This window comes from Shimia sp. W99, from assembly GCF_053851455.3.
On the sequence record NZ_JBSQBU020000001.1, the window covers coordinates 1,317,517 to 1,332,784 of the forward strand.

At 60.2% G+C, this 15,268-nt stretch carries 17 protein-coding genes; 7 read left to right on the forward strand and 10 right to left on the reverse strand.

The genetic code is table 11. The features are described 5' to 3' along the window. Positions 1-185: 185 nt before the first annotated feature. From ACS3QZ_RS06430 to mgtE, 6 genes are all read right to left on the reverse strand, one after another. The gene (locus tag ACS3QZ_RS06430) at positions 186-1,649 is read right to left on the reverse strand and encodes an adenylate/guanylate cyclase domain-containing protein (protein WP_456037086.1); all 1,464 of its coding nucleotides are present in this window, start codon (positions 1,647-1,649) and stop codon (positions 186-188) included. Positions 1,650-1,720: 71 nt separating this feature from the next. Further along, positions 1,721-3,499 (reverse strand): SLC13 family permease, encoded by a 1,779-nt coding sequence (locus tag ACS3QZ_RS06435; protein ID WP_456037087.1) that lies wholly within the window; start codon positions 3,497-3,499, stop codon positions 1,721-1,723. Positions 3,500-3,543: 44 nt separating this feature from the next. Continuing rightward, positions 3,544-4,434, reverse strand: a complete 891-nt coding sequence (locus ACS3QZ_RS06440) for a DMT family transporter (protein ID WP_456037088.1) — start codon at positions 4,432-4,434, stop codon at positions 3,544-3,546. Position 4,435: 1 nt separating this feature from the next. After that, the gene (locus tag ACS3QZ_RS06445) at positions 4,436-5,254 is read right to left on the reverse strand and encodes a TIGR00282 family metallophosphoesterase (RefSeq protein ID WP_456037089.1); all 819 of its coding nucleotides are present in this window, start codon (positions 5,252-5,254) and stop codon (positions 4,436-4,438) included. Between the two features lie 139 nt (positions 5,255-5,393). Continuing rightward, the gene (locus tag ACS3QZ_RS06450) at positions 5,394-5,951 is read right to left on the reverse strand and encodes a 5-formyltetrahydrofolate cyclo-ligase (protein WP_456037090.1); all 558 of its coding nucleotides are present in this window, start codon (positions 5,949-5,951) and stop codon (positions 5,394-5,396) included. Positions 5,952-5,960: 9 nt separating this feature from the next. Further along, a complete protein-coding gene (gene mgtE / locus ACS3QZ_RS06455; protein WP_456037091.1) occupies positions 5,961-7,355 on the reverse strand; it encodes a magnesium transporter in 1,395 nt (464 codons plus the stop codon). A gap of 138 nt (positions 7,356-7,493) precedes the next feature. Here mgtE and guaD point away from each other — a divergent pair, with 138 nt between their 5' ends. Continuing rightward, positions 7,494-8,792, forward strand: coding sequence for a guanine deaminase (gene guaD / locus ACS3QZ_RS06460; protein WP_456037092.1), 1,299 nt, complete (start codon positions 7,494-7,496; stop codon positions 8,790-8,792). A gap of 106 nt (positions 8,793-8,898) precedes the next feature. Here the strand turns inward: guaD and ACS3QZ_RS06465 are convergent, their stop codons facing one another. Then, a complete protein-coding gene (locus tag ACS3QZ_RS06465) occupies positions 8,899-9,138 on the reverse strand; it encodes an Lrp/AsnC ligand binding domain-containing protein (protein WP_093094812.1) in 240 nt (79 codons plus the stop codon). Between the two features lie 130 nt (positions 9,139-9,268). Here ACS3QZ_RS06465 and hisB point away from each other — a divergent pair, with 130 nt between their 5' ends. Then, positions 9,269-9,856: an imidazoleglycerol-phosphate dehydratase HisB gene (gene hisB, locus ACS3QZ_RS06470; RefSeq protein WP_093094813.1), complete on the forward strand. Its 588-nt coding sequence runs from the start codon at positions 9,269-9,271 to the stop codon at positions 9,854-9,856. Between the two features lie 5 nt (positions 9,857-9,861). After that, positions 9,862-10,500, forward strand: coding sequence for an imidazole glycerol phosphate synthase subunit HisH (gene hisH, locus ACS3QZ_RS06475; RefSeq protein ID WP_456037093.1), 639 nt, complete (start codon positions 9,862-9,864; stop codon positions 10,498-10,500). An 80-nt stretch (positions 10,501-10,580) separates the two neighbouring features. On the opposite strand, the gene ACS3QZ_RS06480 is transcribed toward hisH, so the two are convergent. Continuing rightward, positions 10,581-11,306, reverse strand: a complete 726-nt coding sequence (locus ACS3QZ_RS06480) for a helix-turn-helix transcriptional regulator (RefSeq protein ID WP_456037094.1) — start codon at positions 11,304-11,306, stop codon at positions 10,581-10,583. A 91-nt stretch (positions 11,307-11,397) separates the two neighbouring features. On the opposite strand from ACS3QZ_RS06480, the gene ACS3QZ_RS06485 reads away from it, so the two are divergent. Continuing rightward, on the forward strand, positions 11,398-11,934 hold the full coding sequence (locus ACS3QZ_RS06485; RefSeq protein WP_456037095.1) for a peroxiredoxin-like family protein: 537 nt from the start codon (positions 11,398-11,400) through the stop codon (positions 11,932-11,934). A gap of 60 nt (positions 11,935-11,994) precedes the next feature. Here the strand turns inward: ACS3QZ_RS06485 and ACS3QZ_RS06490 are convergent, their stop codons facing one another. Then, on the reverse strand, positions 11,995-12,393 hold the full coding sequence (locus ACS3QZ_RS06490; RefSeq protein ID WP_456037096.1) for a DUF2147 domain-containing protein: 399 nt from the start codon (positions 12,391-12,393) through the stop codon (positions 11,995-11,997). Between the two features lie 133 nt (positions 12,394-12,526). Between ACS3QZ_RS06490 and hisA the strand changes: the two genes are divergently transcribed. Then, positions 12,527-13,249: a 1-(5-phosphoribosyl)-5-[(5-phosphoribosylamino)methylideneamino]imidazole-4-carboxamide isomerase gene (gene hisA / locus ACS3QZ_RS06495; protein ID WP_456037097.1), complete on the forward strand. Its 723-nt coding sequence runs from the start codon at positions 12,527-12,529 to the stop codon at positions 13,247-13,249. Positions 13,250-13,251: 2 nt separating this feature from the next. Here hisA and ACS3QZ_RS06500 read toward each other — a convergent pair whose 3' ends face one another. Next, positions 13,252-14,001, reverse strand: a complete 750-nt coding sequence (locus tag ACS3QZ_RS06500) for a hypothetical protein (protein WP_456037098.1) — start codon at positions 13,999-14,001, stop codon at positions 13,252-13,254. Between the two features lie 149 nt (positions 14,002-14,150). Here ACS3QZ_RS06500 and hisF point away from each other — a divergent pair, with 149 nt between their 5' ends. Together hisF and ACS3QZ_RS06510 are read left to right on the forward strand one after the other, a co-directional pair. Continuing rightward, positions 14,151-14,912 carry an imidazole glycerol phosphate synthase subunit HisF gene (hisF, locus tag ACS3QZ_RS06505; protein WP_456037099.1) on the forward strand — a complete coding sequence of 254 codons (762 nt, stop codon included), beginning with the start codon at positions 14,151-14,153 and terminating at the stop codon, positions 14,910-14,912. After that, entirely contained in the window at positions 14,909-15,223 is a 315-nt protein-coding gene (locus ACS3QZ_RS06510; RefSeq protein WP_456037100.1) for a phosphoribosyl-ATP diphosphatase, read from the forward strand. The genes hisF and ACS3QZ_RS06510 overlap by 4 nt, the downstream gene beginning before the upstream one ends. The last annotated feature ends 45 nt before the right edge of the window (positions 15,224-15,268 follow it).

Genomic DNA, 15,268 nt, shown 5'->3' on the forward strand with positions numbered 1-15,268 from the left:
CCTCATCAAGGGGCGGCGCACATCACGTGAAGATCTAACTTCAATACTCTGATATCAAGGCAAAAGTGCCTTCGGTATTGCGTCGGCATTACGTCGGTACCGCGTCGGTACTGCAGTGCAGAAAATGCCGGGTCACGCGGCATTTCGGAAGCCCTTGGACTGCGCGCAAAACCGTCGGCTCGAACCTAATCTCCCTCCGCTTGCCCTTTACCGGCGCCGAGATCCTTCAACGCGGATCTCAGAAGCGCGACGATCTCCTGTCGCTTTCCGTCTTTCAGAAGTGCACGGTTGATCGTCAGCGAGATTGCATCATCCCTATGATGGATGATTTGCCCGTTTTCTGCCAGACCGTCATAAAGACCCGCCACGCGGTAGGTCCTGACCGGTTTGGCAAACCCCTTGACCGAAATCTCTCCCACAGGTTCGGCCAGCACCGTGTCTCGCACAAGGGACCAGGTTTCGTGCGCCAGAAGAATGCCTCCCGACTCTGCGGCGCTTTCCAGCCGTGCGGCAAGGTTCACCTCGCCGCCGATAATCGTGTAGTCCATCCTGTCCTCGGACCCGAAATTGCCAACCGTGCAATACCCGGTATTGATGCCGATGCGCATTTCAAATGGGCGCTCGAGCCCCTGATCAAGCCAGCGCTGACGTAACTCGTACATACGGCGCTGCATGGCGATGGCCATGCGCACAGCCTGAAGAGCATCCTGCTTGACTCCCAATGTGTCAGGATCACCAAAGTAGAGCACAATGGCATCACCGATGAACTTGTCGAGATTTGCACCGTGTTCCTGCGCAATGCGGCTCATTTCCGTCAGGTATTCGTTCAAAAGTGCCGTGAGTTCCTCGGATTGCAATTGATCGGTGGTTTCCGTGAAACCCACGATGTCGGAGAAAAACACCGTCAACTTCTTGCGTTTGCTTTCGACACGCACCTCCTGATCCCCCCTCAAAATCGCCTGATACAGCTGTGGAGAAATGTACTTGGCCAGTTGCCGGGATACATTTTCCAGCGATTGATTGGCCAGTTCCGTGCGCCGCCGGCTGTCAAGAAGACCCTGCTCAGCCGTGGTTGCCGCCCATTCGTAAAGCCCCATGCACATGCCCATGACCAATGTGAGGCACACCGCGTTGACGGCAAAAAAGACAAGATTGAGGGTTGGATCAAGCGGCGTAAGGGCTCCGTTGATCAGAACCCAGACACCCGACGCCGCCATGATGAAGACGTAGAATCCGGCCATAAGGATACGAAGCAAACGTGAAATGAAGGGCATGATCATACCCGTCACAACCGTATTCACGATGTAGAGGAAAAACGCCGGTTCAACGCCAAAATAGAGTGTGGCAACGACCCCATGCAGTGGAATTTCCACAAGCACACAAAGCACATAGGAGAGATAGCTGAAGCAATTCCTGAACGAGCTGATCCAGACGGCCCATCCCCAGATAACGACGCTGGCGATATTGAACCAGACGAGTGGCACGTGGCCGATTTCATAGAACACGAAGACGAATGCAACATGCGTGATCAGGGCCAGTGGATAGCCGCCGCGCGCCATCACGTGCAGACGCAACTCGCGATCGCTCAGCCCCTCCGGGGTGGCGGAGAAATAGCCTTGAATGGCCGCCAAAACCCGCGCGAACGGCATTTCCGCCTCCGTTTGACTGTTGCACGAACAGCTTAGCCGAGGACGCCGCGTTCAGGCAAACGTCCCGAATATCATAGCGGCCAGAAGAACGGAATCAGCGCCGAAGCCAGCACCCCGACCGACAGGTTCAGCGGAATGCCGACGCGCATGAAGTCGGTGAAGCGATAGCCACCGGGGCCATAGACCATCATGTTGGTCTGATAGCTGATCGGGGTGGCAAAGGTTGCGCTGGCGGCGATCATGACGGCCACAACAAGGGGGCGCGGATCAACACCAAGAGAGGTTGCGATCCCGATCGCGACCGGGGTCAACACCACCGCGACGGCATGGTTGATGGTTTCTGAGAGCAGCGACGTCAGCAGGTAGATGGACCAGACGATCAGGAACGGAGGCAACCCCTGAATATAAGGAGAGATCGCATGCACGATCATCTCGATGGCGCCCGATGTTTCGAGCGCTGTGGCCACGGCCAGCATGGCGAAGATCAACGCAAGCAGGCGGCCATCGACAAAGCCAAAAGCTTCGTCGCTGTCGATACAGTGGGTCAGGAAGACCATCGCCATGGCCAGAACCGCCAAGAGAAGGATCGGCGCCACACCAAAGGCCGCAAGGATCACGATCCCGGCAAGGGCCGCGATTGCCAGCGGCGCATGGCTGCGCCGATAGGCCCGGTCGGTCGGCTTGGACACGTCAAGCAGGTTCATTTCCTTGGCCAAGCGCTGAATATCTTCGGGCGCCCCTTCAAGAAGCAGCGTATCGCCCGGTTGAACCACCAGATCGTCCAGTTGGCGCCCGATATTCCTGTCCCGACGGTGAGCCGCGATGGGATACACCCCGAACCGACGCCGCAGGCGCAGATCACCAAGTTTGCGCCCGACCATCTTGCAATTTGGCGTGATCAGCGCCTCGACGGTGGTGGTTTCCACTGCCGATACCTGATCGACCCGTTTCAGGCTCTTGTTGCGCTGCAGGCTCAGGAGTTCGGTCATCTTTGTGCGCAGCACGACCCGGTCGCCAACCTGAAGAACCACATCCTTGAGGTTGCGCCGCAGCGAGGCATCCCCACGGATCACATCCACCAACCGCACGCCGTCACGCTTGAAAAGCTGCACGTCCAGAACCTCGCGCCCGATCAGGTTGGACTCGGGCGGGACCACCGCCTCGGTAAAGAACTTCTTGGAGGCTTTGTCCGATGAAAGCATGTCCGCCATGCTGTCGCGGGCCGGCAGCAGGCGCGGCGCGACAAACCGCAGGTAGAGCCCGCCCCAAATGGCCAAAACGATCGCCAGCGGGGTCACTTCGAAAATCGTAAACGGCTCCATCCCCCGTGACCGTGCTACACCATCCACCAGAAGGTTTGTCGACGTGCCGATCAGCGTAAGACACCCCCCAAGGATCGCGGCATAGCTGAGCGGAATCAGGAACTTGCTGGCCGACATGTTCAATTTTCGGGCCAACTGCACGAATACAGGGATCATCACCACGACAACCGGCGTGTTGTTCATGAAGGCAGAGGCCACCATGACAAAAACCATGAGGGCACCAATCGCCAGGGCAGGATTGCGTTCGGCCTGGGACTCGGCCAGTTGCGTGAACCAGTCGAGTGCCCCAGTTCTAACCAACGCCCCCATAACAATGAACATGGCGGCAATGGTCCATGGTGCCGGGTTGGAAAGCACGTGGAGCGCTTCTTCGTAGCTCAAGAGCCCCAACACCAGCATGACGGCAGCTCCGGTAATGGCAACCACCTCGGCCGGATATGCTTCGCGCATGAAAAGAGCAAACATGCAAACGACAACTCCAAGGGCAAGAAATGCTTGCGTCGTCTGCGAAAAATCAAAAAGTTCCATAATGCATCCGGTCGTTTTCTGGCGTTACAATCACTCAGCCGTGATCATGTGGCAACCCTGTCCTGTGTACGCGGCTGCACAAGGAACATTCCCGCGACAATAAGCGCAAGCGCAGCCCAGACCCACATTGAATAGCGCTCGCCCAAGAGCAGCATGGCCCAAAGCACGCCCGTTCCGGTGACGACATAGGACACCTGCGCCGCAAACACCGATCCGGCCCGGTTCACCAGCCACACATAGGCGGTGTAGACCACGATATGGATCAGCGCCAACCCAACCAAAGCAAACTCGGGTGCGTTCCAATCGGTGCGCGGATCAATGAACTGTCCCGAACCAATGGCCAGCGGCAAGGCCACCAGCGCGCCCATCACGGACGCACCAAAAAGCACATGTCCCGGCCCCAGCCCATGCATGCCCCACTTGGAAACGATATTGCCTTCAAGCCCGTAGCAAAGCGGCGCCACCATGGCGACCGGCAGCCACCACACCATGGATGCGTCCGGGAGCGTGTCCGGCCCGGCAAGGATGATCACCCCTCCCAGCCCCGCCAGCAGCCCGAATAGCCGAAGCCAGCCGAACCGGTCGATGCCAAGCATCAGCGCGATCGGAAAGGCGAAGATTGGCACCAGCGAGATCACCACCGACATGACACCAGCAGGAAGATAGGCTGCAGCACGGTAGGAAAAGCTGTTCGGGATCACAGTGCCCAGCAGCGCAATCATCAGGAAAAACGCCCAATGCCGCCGTGGCAGGGCTATGGGTTTTCCCGTGGCCAGTCGAAAAATCCCCATGCCAAGCGCACCGATCACCAGCTGCCAGAAAATAAGTCCCAATGGCAGATAGCCTTCGGAGACGGCGACCTTGGTGAGAGGCTGGGTCAGACCCCAACCCGCACCCATTGCCAACAAGGCCCCCATCCCGCGGATCGGGGACATCTCAGGCGGGTCCGGCCTGGGCCAGACGTCCACCTTGTCGCACCATTTCGATACGTGTGGTCTGGCCGGTGCGGTCGTCGGTCTCGACATAGACCCCAGACAGGGTCGCCTCGCCCAATGCAGGCGAAAAACGCGCCTTGGGCATGCCGGTGATGAACCGGCGCATGGGTTCGGATTTCTCCATGCCGATCACCGAGTTGTAGTCGCCGCACATGCCCGCATCGGCCTGAAAACCGGTACCGCCCGTCAGGATCTGGGTATCGGCGGTGGGCACATGGGTATGTGTGCCCACAACAAGCGAAACACGCCCGTCGCAGAAATGGCCCATACCCATCTTCTCGGATGTCGCCTCGCAATGCATGTCGACAATCGCCGCCTGCACCATGCCCCCACGAGGATGTGCCCGTAATACCTGATCCACGGCAGAGAACGGATCGCCATAGGGCTGTTTCATGAACACCTGCCCAAGCGCTTGCGTCACAAGCACCTTGCGCCCGCCGCGCGCCTCGAACACCCGATAGCCGCGCCCCGGCACTTCGCCACGGGCAAAGTTCAACGGGCGCAGTATGCGCGGTTCGGACTGAATGAACTGCAGCATGTCCTTCTGGTCAAAGGCATGATCGCCCAGCGTGATGCAATCTGCCCCCGCCTCGAGCAACACTTTGGCATGGGCGCCGGACAGCCCCATCCCATTGCTGGCGTTCTCGCCATTCACCACGACAAAATCGAGTTTCCAGTCTTCGCGCAACCTTGGCAGGCGCTCTTGCACCGCTGCCCGGCCCGCCCGGCCCATAACATCGCCTAAGAACAATATCTTCATGGGGAAAATGCCCTATCCCGCTTCCCGCGTTTGAACAAGGGTTCCCGTTGCAGAATGCAATTTTTCAGCAAACAGGCGGCCCTCTCTTCATCTTGCCAGAAATACTCGCGCCGCAGGCAGCCGCCGCAAGGCGGCTTTTTCAGGTGAGATCGAGAATGCGGCTCTCGGTCACGATCATGTCGAGCGGCTGATCCGTCTCCTCAAGCGGCAGCGCATCAGCCTGTTGTGCATCGAAGGCAAAACCGATCGCCAGTGTCGCGCGGCGCGCGCGCAAACGCTCGAGTGTGCGATCATAGAACCCGCCGCCATAGCCAAGCCGGCCACCGTTTTTGTCAAAGGCCACCAGCGGCACGATAAGAATTTCCGGGTCAAAGTAATCGTCCACCATCGGCACCTTCGCCCCGAACGGACCCTCGCGCAGCGCCATATCCGGTTCCCAGCGGGAAAACTCCAGCGGCAGCCCCGCCCCTTGGATCACCGGCACGCCAACCGGCCCGTGGGCCGCGGCCTCGGCCATGGCCGGGACCGGGTTGATCTCGGTCCGAATCGGCAGGAAGCCCGAGAGCGGCACCCCGCGAAACCCGGCAAGGACCTCGGACAGATGCGCCGCCTGCCCCGGTCCGGCCCCGTCAAACGCTGCCTTGCGACGCGCAAACGCAGCCTTGCGCGCCGCCGATTTGATTTCGCTCAGTTCCATGCGCTGCTCCTACAACAAAACCGAGGCTGCCAGCCCGAGAAAGGCAAAGAACCCAACCACATCCGTGACCGTGGTGACGAATGGCCCCGAGGCGAGCGCCGGGTCGATCCCGGCCCGATCCAACAGCATCGGGATCACGATACCGCCCAACGCCGCGGCCACCTGTGTCAGCAACATGGCCACGGCGATCACCACGGCGAGCATCGGCACCCCAAACCAGAACCCGGCAACCAGCGCCATGATGAAACCGAACAACAGGCCATTGATGGCCCCGACCGAAACCTCGCGGCGCACGACACGCATGGCGTTCTGCGCCGTCAGGTCCTTGGTCGCAAGGGCGCGCACGGCCACGGTCATGGTCTGTGTCCCGGCATTGCCTCCCATGGACGCAACGATCGGCATCAACACGGCCAACGCGACCATCTGGTCAATCGTTTCCGAAAAGAGGTCAATCACCAGAGACGCCAGAATCGCGGTGAGCAGGTTCACGAACAGCCACGTCGCGCGCCCCTTGACCGTGTCCATGATCCGGTCGGACAGGCTGGCATCATCGCTGACCCCGGCCAGGCGCAGGATGTCTTCCTCATGCTCTTCATCCAGAACGATCATCGCATCATCAATGGTGATTACACCGACAAGCCTGTCATCCTCATCCACGACAGGCGCCGAGATGAGGTGATACTGGTTGAAGGCATAGGCCACCTCGGATTCAGGCTGTGTCACCGGGATGACCTGGAACATGTCCTCGGTGATGTCCATCAGCGCCGTATCCCGGCGCGACGACATGATCTTGCCAAGTGTCACATTGCCGATCGGGCGCATTTTCGGATCGACGAGAATCACGTGATAGAACTGTTCCGGCAGCTCGTCCGAGTTTCTCAGGTAATCAATCGCCTCCCCGACCGTCCAATGCTCTGGCGCAAACACGGTTTCGCGCTGCATGAGACGCCCGGCAGAATATTCCGGGTAGGACAGCGCTTGTTCAACCGCGACGCGGTCTGCGTCCTCGAGCTGATCAAGGATGGCTTCCTGCTGCGGTTCGTCCAGATCCTCGACCAGGTCGACGATATCGTCGGATTCCATCTCGCGCACGGCTTCGGCGAGCACATCCGGCTTGAGGACTGCGATAATGTCCTCGCGGATGCTTTCATCCAGTTCCGACAGAATTTCCCCGTCGAATTCACGATCGTAAAGCAGGACAAGTCGGCGCCGGTCGAACGGATTGATCTGTTCAAGAATGTCCGCGATATCGGCGGCGTGCAAGGGTTCGAGCAGGTCGATCAGGCGCTGGCGATCCCCGACCTCGACGGCATAGAGCGCGGCAGCCACCGTGCGCTGGTCCAGCTCGTAATATTCGTCGTCGGCCTCGGTCTCCGGGGCGGTCTGATCGACAGTCTCACTCATGATGCGCCCTCCTGTTGCCTGCTGGTCGGACCATAGGGGAAAGCGTTGCGGGAACTCAATGGGATGCGACAATTTACAGGCCAAAAAAGGCGGGCTAGGCTGAAGCCTCGCGCCCAAAGAAAGGACAGGATCACAGCCATGCCGGATATTCTTCTTCTGGGACAGACACTCGGCTTTGACGACAACCCGTTCGCTGTTCCGCCCGAAGCTGCGGCGCGTCACGAAAGCAAGGGCGCCGTGTTGTTGCGGGATGGGAAAATCGCTGCCGTCGACACCGCAGACCGTCTGCGCGCGGCTCACCCTTCGGCCGCGGTCGAAGATTACGGCGACGGCCTGATCCTCGCTGGATTCGTTGATGCCCACGTGCATTACCCCCAGACCGGCATCATCGCGTCCTGGGGCAAGCGGTTGATCGACTGGCTCAACACCTACACGTTTCCCGAAGAAATGCGATTTGGCGATGCCGCCTATGCAAGCGAGATTGCCGAGACCTATCTCGATCTCACCGCACGCCATGGCGTGACCACAATGGCCAGCTATTGCACCATCCACCCTGAATCGGTGGACGCCTTCTTCACGGCGGCCCGGTCGCGCGGCCAGCGGGTGATTGCCGGCAAAACCTGCATGGACCGAAACGCACCCGATGGCCTGCGCGACACGCCCCAATCGGCCTATGACGAAAGCAAAGCCCTGCTTGAGAAATGGCACGGGGTCGCGCGGCTCTCCTATGCCATCACGCCGCGGTTTTCGCCCACCTCCACCCCGGACCAGCTAGACGCGCTCGGTCAGCTCTGGGCCGAGCATCCCGATTGTCTCATGCAAACCCACCTGAGCGAGCAGACCGACGAAATCGAGTGGGTCCGCGGCCTGTTCCCGGAAGCGCGCGATTACCTCGATACCTACGAGCGTTTCGGGCTCCTCGGGGAAAAGGGCCTTTACGGGCATGCCATCCACCTCGAACCGCGCGAACGCGCCCGGCTGAGAGAGGTAGGCGCTGGGCTGATCCACTGCCCCACATCGAACAAGTTCATCGGGTCGGGGCTGTTCGACATGGGAGGGCTGATGGCTGAAGGACAGCGCGTCGGGCTGGCCAGTGACACCGGCGGCGGATCAAGCTTTTCTATTCTGCGCACCATGGCCGCCACCTACGAAGTCGCGCAACTGCGCCACAATCCACTGCATGCGGCCCAGCTGATCTGGCTGGCAACCGCCGGATCAGCGCGCGCGCTGCACATGGAAGACCGGATCGGCAATCTCACCCCGGGCATGGAAGCCGATCTCGTCGTGCTCGACCTTGCCTCGACCCCGGATATCGCCCAACGCAGCAAACGCGCCAATTCGCTCTGGGAAGCGCTGTTTCCAACGATCATGATGGGAGACGACCGCGCCATCACCGCGACCTGGATCGACGGGCAACTATCCTCTTCATTTTGTTGACAATACTCCGGGGAGTCGCGCCCCGCGCGACGGGGCAGCGCCCCACCCCGAGGCGTCAGCCGAGATCCCCTGCGCGCGCCTTTGGCGCGCTCCTCGAAATCACGCTTCAGAATGCCTTGAAGGTCAATGTGGTCAGCGAACGTTCGATCTCGGGAATATCCAGCAGGTGATCATTGATGAACTTGCCGACATCCGCATCCTTGGGGATATAGAGCTTCATCAAAAGATCGTATTCTCCACTCGTGGAATGCAGCTCGGAGTGGATTTCCTTGAGCGCGATCTCTTCGGCGACCCGGTAGGTCGAACCGGGTTTGCAGCGGATCTGGATGAAGACACAGGTGGACATGATGAGCCTCGTGAGATTTTCCGCAAGGCTGGCACAAAAGCCACCCGGACCACAATCCCGAAACAGGCATCTTGGCCCCGCCCCAACCCGCGCCTATAAGGACGGCGCAATCAGGCAGAGGATCAGCCCAATGCGCAAGGCGACCATCACGCGGGGTACCGCGGAAACCGAGATCACCGTCGAAATCAACCTCGATGGCACCGGCATCTATGACAACCAGACCGGGGTCGGCTTTTTCGATCACATGCTGGACCAGCTGTCGCGCCATTCGCTGATCGACATGACGATTCGCGCCAAGGGCGATTATCACATCGACGACCACCATACGGTCGAGGATACCGGCATCACGCTGGGTCAGGCGTTGACGCAGGCGCTTGGCGACAAGAAAGGCATCCGCCGCTACGCATCCTGCCACCTGCCGATGGACGATGCACAGGTGCGCGCCGCGCTCGATCTTTCGGGACGCCCCTACCTGATCTGGAACGTCGACATGCCGACCCAGAAAATCGGGAGCTTTGACACCGAACTGGTGCGTGAGTTCTTTCAGGCCTTTAGCACACATGGCGGTATCACGCTGCATGTGGACCAACTGCACGGGTTCAACAGTCACCATATTGCCGAAGCCGCCTTCAAGGCGGTTGCGCGTGCCTTGCGCGAAGCGGTCGAGACCGATCCGCGCAAGGCCGACACGATCCCTTCGACGAAAGGCGCGTTGTAACGCCCATGCTGACCGTCATTATCGACTATGAATCCGGCAACCTGCATTCCGCCGAGAAAGCCTTTCAACGCATGGCCAAAGAGGTTGACGGCGGCAAAGTTGTCGTCACTTCGGATGCCGAAACCGTGGCGCGAGCCGACCGGCTGGTTCTGCCCGGCGACGGTGCCTTTCCCGCCTGCGCGGCGGAACTGCGCGGACATAAGGGTATCTACGACGCGATGGTCGAAGCCGTCGAAGACAAAGGGCGCCCCTTCCTCGGGATCTGCGTCGGCATGCAATTGATGGCCACCACCGGGCATGAATACGAAGAGACATCCGGCTTGGGCTGGGTGGCTGGCGACGTGGAAAAGATCACCCCGAAGGACCGGACGCTCAAGGTGCCGCATATGGGTTGGAACGATCTGGTGATCGAACGGCCCCATCCGGTGTTGGGGGGGATTGCCAGCGGGGATCACACCTATTTCGTTCACTCTTACCAGTTCCATGTCGCCCATCCTGAGGAGCGGATTGCGCATGTGGATTATGGCGGCGATGTCACCGCGATTATCGGGCGCGACACGATGCTGGGGATGCAATTCCATCCCGAGAAAAGCCAGGCGGTTGGCCTGCGCATGATCGGGAATTTCCTGCGCTGGACGCCCTGACGGCAGGAGGGGCCAGCCCCTCACGCTGAAAACCCTTGGTTTTCAGCGTTCACCCCGGGGTATTTTTGGAAAAAGAAGGATCAGGACCTGCGCAGCGCTGTTGGGGGTATCCCGTATGCTTTGCGAAAGGCACGCGTGAAACTGTCAGGCGAGCCATAGGCATAGCGGCGGGCGACCATGTCGATACGATCTCCGTGCGCAACATCCTGCCGCGCCAGAATGAGCCGCCAGCGGCGCAGGTATCCTATCGGGGTTTCGCCAACCCTGTCCCGGAAGAGTTCAATAAAGCGTGACAGCGACAGGCCAGCCGTTTGCGCGAGATCCTCATTGCTCCAGACCCGGCCGGGATGATCGTGAATTGCCACGATCGCACGGCTGAGACGCGGGTCGGCGAGCCCGGCCAACAGACCGGTGCCAGTGGCGCCGCGTTCGATCTGATCGCGCAGGAGGCGCACCATCAACACCTCCCCCAACCGGTTCACCACCGATTGCGCGCCACATCGGTTTGACTGAACCTCGGCATGCATCAAGGCCACAAGCGCGCGTGTGTCCGTGTTGTCTGCAAGATCAAACGCAACGCAATCCGGCAAGGCCGCCAACAGAGGGTTCTGAGCCCCGGCCCACTCCACCTCGAGCGCGAACAGCACCGACGAGTCGGGCACGCTTTCGCAGGAACCATGGGCAAAGAACAATACCTGTAACGGGACCATCTGCGTATCCGCAAGCGCAACCAGGTTGGCCATGGGCGGTGCGGACGGGCGCACAGAGAGGCGGAACCGCTCCACGAGAGTAGTCAATCGATCCATGGCTTTCGGCATTCTTGTCGGATATTTCGGATTTTCCCGACGATAATTCCTGTAATAGTTGAGATCAAGTCTTTTCGCAAATGGAGCTCAGATGCTGATTCCCCGTCAGAAAACACCGAACCTGACCCTTTCCACATTGGACGGGACAAAGTTTGACCTTGCCAGCGAAAACAGCGCGCGGGGAACGGTCATCTGTTTCTATCGCGGTTTGCATTGTCCGATTTGCGCCAATTATCTCAAGGAGCTGGAAAAGCGCGGGGGCGACTTTGCCGAACGCGGCGTGACCTGCATCGCGGTTAGTTCGGATGGCGAAGAGCGCACCCGTGACATGGCCGAGAAGATTGACGCCAAGGACCTGCGGTTTGGATATGATCTGCCGCTGTCCGTCGCGCGTGATTGGGGGCTTTATATCTCGACTTCACGCGGAAAAACGTCGATCGGAATTGAAGAGCCCGCTTTGTTCTCGGAGCCGGGGTTGTTCATGGTGAGCCCGGACATGTCGCTTTATTATGGCTCGGTTCAGACCATGCCTTTCGTGCGTCCGCATTTTTCGGAACTGGTCAGCGCACTGGATTTCGCGATTGCCAACAACTACCCGGCGCGTGGCGAATACACGGGCGCTGTGTAATCCAGCAAAAAAGGGGGCGTGTCGGTCGACGCGCCCCCTTTTTTGCAATAGATTGTGAGATCAGTTGATCCGGGTCCAATCCTGGCCACGACAGATCATGCCGCCAGCCACGCAGCCCTTGACGTTCAGCTTGGCGCCCGAGAGCTTCATCTTGGACTTGTAGGTCTTGTCGCTATCCGGCGCCCAGATCTTGCCGCCGCTATAAGCGCCGCCGCCGTCTGCCTTCATGTCCCAGAGCATCTTCTTGCCCTTATGCTCGTACCCGGCAGAGACCTTGCCGTTTTTGTCGTAGGCTTCCTTGATGGTCCCGCAAATGGCCGCGCCACAGGGCGAAATGGTCACGTGCAGATAGCCCCCGGTGTCGCCCGGCGCGGTTTTCCATGTGCCCGCAACCGGGTCTGCCATGGCCGCTGTTGCACAAACCACTGCCGCGGCTGCGGCCAGAAGTGTCTTTTTCATGTCTGGTCCTCCCTCTTTGCAAAAGAGACTGATCCAGCGCCCGATTCCGATCAACCCTGACTTGGGGTCACATTGCATTTCCGGCAAACCCATGCCACACCGCGCGCGAAACGACAGTCAGACAGGTGTGCCCATGATCCTCTACCCCGCCATCGACCTCAAAGACGGCAATGCCGTGCGTCTTGTCCACGGGGACATGGAAAAGGAAACCGTGTTCAACGAGAACCCTGCCGCACAGGCGCTGGAGTTCGTGAACGCGGGCTGTGAGTGGTTGCATCTGGTGGACCTCAACGGCGCTTTTGCCGGGGAGCCGGTGAATGCGGCACCCGTGGAAGAGATCCTGAAACAGACCAAGGTACCGGCGCAGCTGGGTGGTGGTATTCGCGATATGGCCACCATCGAACGCTGGATCGACAAGGGGCTGGCGCGGGTTATCCTTGGCACAGTGGCGGTTGAAAACCCCGATCTCGTGCGCGAAGCGGCAAAGGCATTTCCGGGCAAGGTTGCGGTTGGTATTGACGCGCGCAACGGCAAGGTGGCCACCAAGGGCTGGGCCGAAGAGACCGACGTCATGGTCACAGATCTCGCCAAGTCGTTCGAAGATGCGGGCGTCGCCGCGATTATCTACACCGACATCAACCGTGATGGCGCGATGCAGGGGCCGAATGTCGAGGCGACAGCCGCCTTGGCCAACGCGGTGTCGATCCCCGTGATTGCCTCGGGCGGTGTTTCATCGCTTGATGACCTGAAGGCGCTGAAATCCTGCGGCGCGCCGCTCAATGGCGCGATTTCGGGGCGCGCGCTTTATGATGGGGCGATTGACCTCAAAGAGGCGCTGGCACTCTTTCAGGGCTGAGATCAGGCGCTGGCGCCGGGCAGCCCCTGTGCGTCAAGCCATTCCAGAAAAGCATAATCTGCGGCGTAGTATTGCCGCAGATTGGCCTCGGCCTCGGGGCTGAGGTGTTTGTCGTCCCCGTCCGGGGCCACATGGGCGCGCGGACGGTCTTCGAGCTTGTCAGGCGCCACTTCGAACCCGGTTGCGCGGAACACGGCGCGCATGTCGGGGATCAGTGCCTCTTGGCGGACGCGATAGACACGTCCCGCGGCAATGTCCTCGGCCAGTCGATCCCGATCCGGGAACCAGTGCACATGCGGTTCGTTCACGTGACGGATGTCACGCATGGCCTTTTCGGCGGCCCTGCAGGTGGCCGGGTCTTGGGCGCTCAGCGCTTCGGCAAGGGCGTTAGGGCTCTCAAACCGTGAAAAAGCCACCTGTTCGGCGCGGCTTTGGCGGTTACGTCCCGAAACGCCACGGCGGCGGCGGCTCAGGAAACCGCTGACAAAGCGCGTGGCAGGATCGCGTGTTCCGAGAATAAAACGGCTGCCCTTGGGCAAATGGGAATGCAGCAGGTTGTGACCCAGGGGGATCAGCAACATCGGTTCATGGGTGAAGCTACCGGAATCCTTGGTGGTTTTCTTGAAGAACGTGCCTCCGGTTTTGCCGATATGCAGGTAATATAACACCTCTGACGGCACCGGCGCGCTGGGATGACGGCGGCGGTATTTGCGGGCGTAACTGATCCGGCGAAGGGCAACGATCCAGCGCATGTCTTCGGGGCTTTCGCTTGGGGCTGGCCCGATCCGGGCCGCAAGATGGGTCGAGGGGTATCAGCGTGCCCTATCGGGCGTCAAGACGAGCCCCCGCGTGAGGCGCGTTGTCTCTTTTATTGCTGCGCGGTCCGGTCTAAGAGAGAGCCATGTTGAAAACCCGCATTATCCCCTGTCTCGATGTCGCCGATGGCCGTGTGGTCAAGGGCGTGAACTTTGTTGGCCTGCGTGATGCGGGCGATCCGGTGGAAGCGGCCCGCGCCTATGACGCGGCCGGGGCCGACGAGATCTGTTTCCTCGACATTCACGCCACCCACGACAACCGTGGCGTGATGATCGACATGGTGCAACGCTGTGCCGAGCAATGTTTCGTGCCGCTCACCGTGGGCGGCGGCGTGCGCACGGTTCAGGATGTGCGGCGGCTTTTGCTGGCCGGGGCGGACAAGGTGTCGTTCAACTCGGCGGCGGTTGCCAACCCGGAAGTCGTGGCCGAAGCCGCGGCCCAGTTCGGGAGCCAGTGCATCGTGGTTGCCATCGACGCCAAGACGGTCAGCCCCGGGAAATGGGAGATCTTCACCCATGGCGGGCGCAAACCCACCGGGATCGACGCCGTGGAATTTGCCAAGCTGGTCGTGGCCAAGGGCGCGGGAGAGATTCTTTTGACCTCGATGGATCGCGACGGCACCAAGGCCGGGTTCAACCTGCCCCTGACCAAGGCGATTTCGGACGCGGTGGACGTGCCGGTGATTGCCTCGGGCGGCGTCGGGACACTTGATCATCTGGTCGAAGGCGTGACCAAGGGCGGCGCAAGCGCCGTGCTTGCGGCCTCGATCTTCCACTTTGGCGAATACACCATCCAGGAAGCCAAGCAGCACATGGCCGACGCAGGTATTCCGATGAGGCTGATATGAGCATTCTAGAAGATCTTGCCGCGACCATCGCAGATCGGGCAAAGGCCGATCCGGAGTCGAGCTGGACGGCCAAGTTATTGGCCAAGGGACCTGAGAAATGCGCCGAGAAGTTCGGTGAGGAAGCCATCGAGGCCGTGATCGAAGCGGTCAAGAATGACCGGGACAAGCTGACTTATGAGGCAGCGGATGTGCTCTATCACCTGCTGGTCATGCTCGAGTCATGCGATGTGGCGCTGGCGGATGTTTTGGGCGAACTGGCCCGGCGTCAGGGCATGAGCGGGGTTGCCGAAAAGGCGTCGCGCAAAAGCTGACCTTGCGGGCTTCCAACTGTCCCAGAGCGCGTTATTCTGGGGTTG

What these genes read in the sequence shown, in the direction of transcription:
- guaD (WP_456037092.1), top strand. Translation starts at nt 7,494, where the DNA reads ATGCCGGATATTCTTCTTCTGGGACAGACACTCGGCTTTGACGACAAC.
- ACS3QZ_RS06500 (WP_456037098.1), bottom strand. Translation starts at nt 14,001, where the DNA reads ATGCGCTGGATCGTTGCCCTTCGCCGGATCAGTTACGCCCGCAAATAC.
- hisB (WP_093094813.1), top strand. Translation starts at nt 9,269, where the DNA reads ATGCGCAAGGCGACCATCACGCGGGGTACCGCGGAAACCGAGATCACC.
- ACS3QZ_RS06510 (WP_456037100.1), top strand. Translation starts at nt 14,909, where the DNA reads ATGAGCATTCTAGAAGATCTTGCCGCGACCATCGCAGATCGGGCAAAG.
- ACS3QZ_RS06445 (WP_456037089.1), bottom strand. Translation starts at nt 5,254, where the DNA reads ATGAAGATATTGTTCTTAGGCGATGTTATGGGCCGGGCGGGCCGGGCA.
- hisH (WP_456037093.1), top strand. Translation starts at nt 9,862, where the DNA reads ATGCTGACCGTCATTATCGACTATGAATCCGGCAACCTGCATTCCGCC.
- ACS3QZ_RS06490 (WP_456037096.1), bottom strand. Translation starts at nt 12,393, where the DNA reads ATGAAAAAGACACTTCTGGCCGCAGCCGCGGCAGTGGTTTGTGCAACA.
- hisA (WP_456037097.1), top strand. Translation starts at nt 12,527, where the DNA reads ATGATCCTCTACCCCGCCATCGACCTCAAAGACGGCAATGCCGTGCGT.
- hisF (WP_456037099.1), top strand. Translation starts at nt 14,151, where the DNA reads ATGTTGAAAACCCGCATTATCCCCTGTCTCGATGTCGCCGATGGCCGT.
- mgtE (WP_456037091.1), bottom strand. Translation starts at nt 7,355, where the DNA reads ATGAGTGAGACTGTCGATCAGACCGCCCCGGAGACCGAGGCCGACGAC.
- ACS3QZ_RS06430 (WP_456037086.1), bottom strand. Translation starts at nt 1,649, where the DNA reads ATGCCGTTCGCGCGGGTTTTGGCGGCCATTCAAGGCTATTTCTCCGCC.
- ACS3QZ_RS06440 (WP_456037088.1), bottom strand. Translation starts at nt 4,434, where the DNA reads ATGTCCCCGATCCGCGGGATGGGGGCCTTGTTGGCAATGGGTGCGGGT.
- ACS3QZ_RS06435 (WP_456037087.1), bottom strand. Translation starts at nt 3,499, where the DNA reads ATGGAACTTTTTGATTTTTCGCAGACGACGCAAGCATTTCTTGCCCTT.
- ACS3QZ_RS06485 (WP_456037095.1), top strand. Translation starts at nt 11,398, where the DNA reads ATGCTGATTCCCCGTCAGAAAACACCGAACCTGACCCTTTCCACATTG.
- ACS3QZ_RS06480 (WP_456037094.1), bottom strand. Translation starts at nt 11,306, where the DNA reads ATGGATCGATTGACTACTCTCGTGGAGCGGTTCCGCCTCTCTGTGCGC.
- ACS3QZ_RS06450 (WP_456037090.1), bottom strand. Translation starts at nt 5,951, where the DNA reads ATGGAACTGAGCGAAATCAAATCGGCGGCGCGCAAGGCTGCGTTTGCG.
- ACS3QZ_RS06465 (WP_093094812.1), bottom strand. Translation starts at nt 9,138, where the DNA reads ATGTCCACCTGTGTCTTCATCCAGATCCGCTGCAAACCCGGTTCGACC.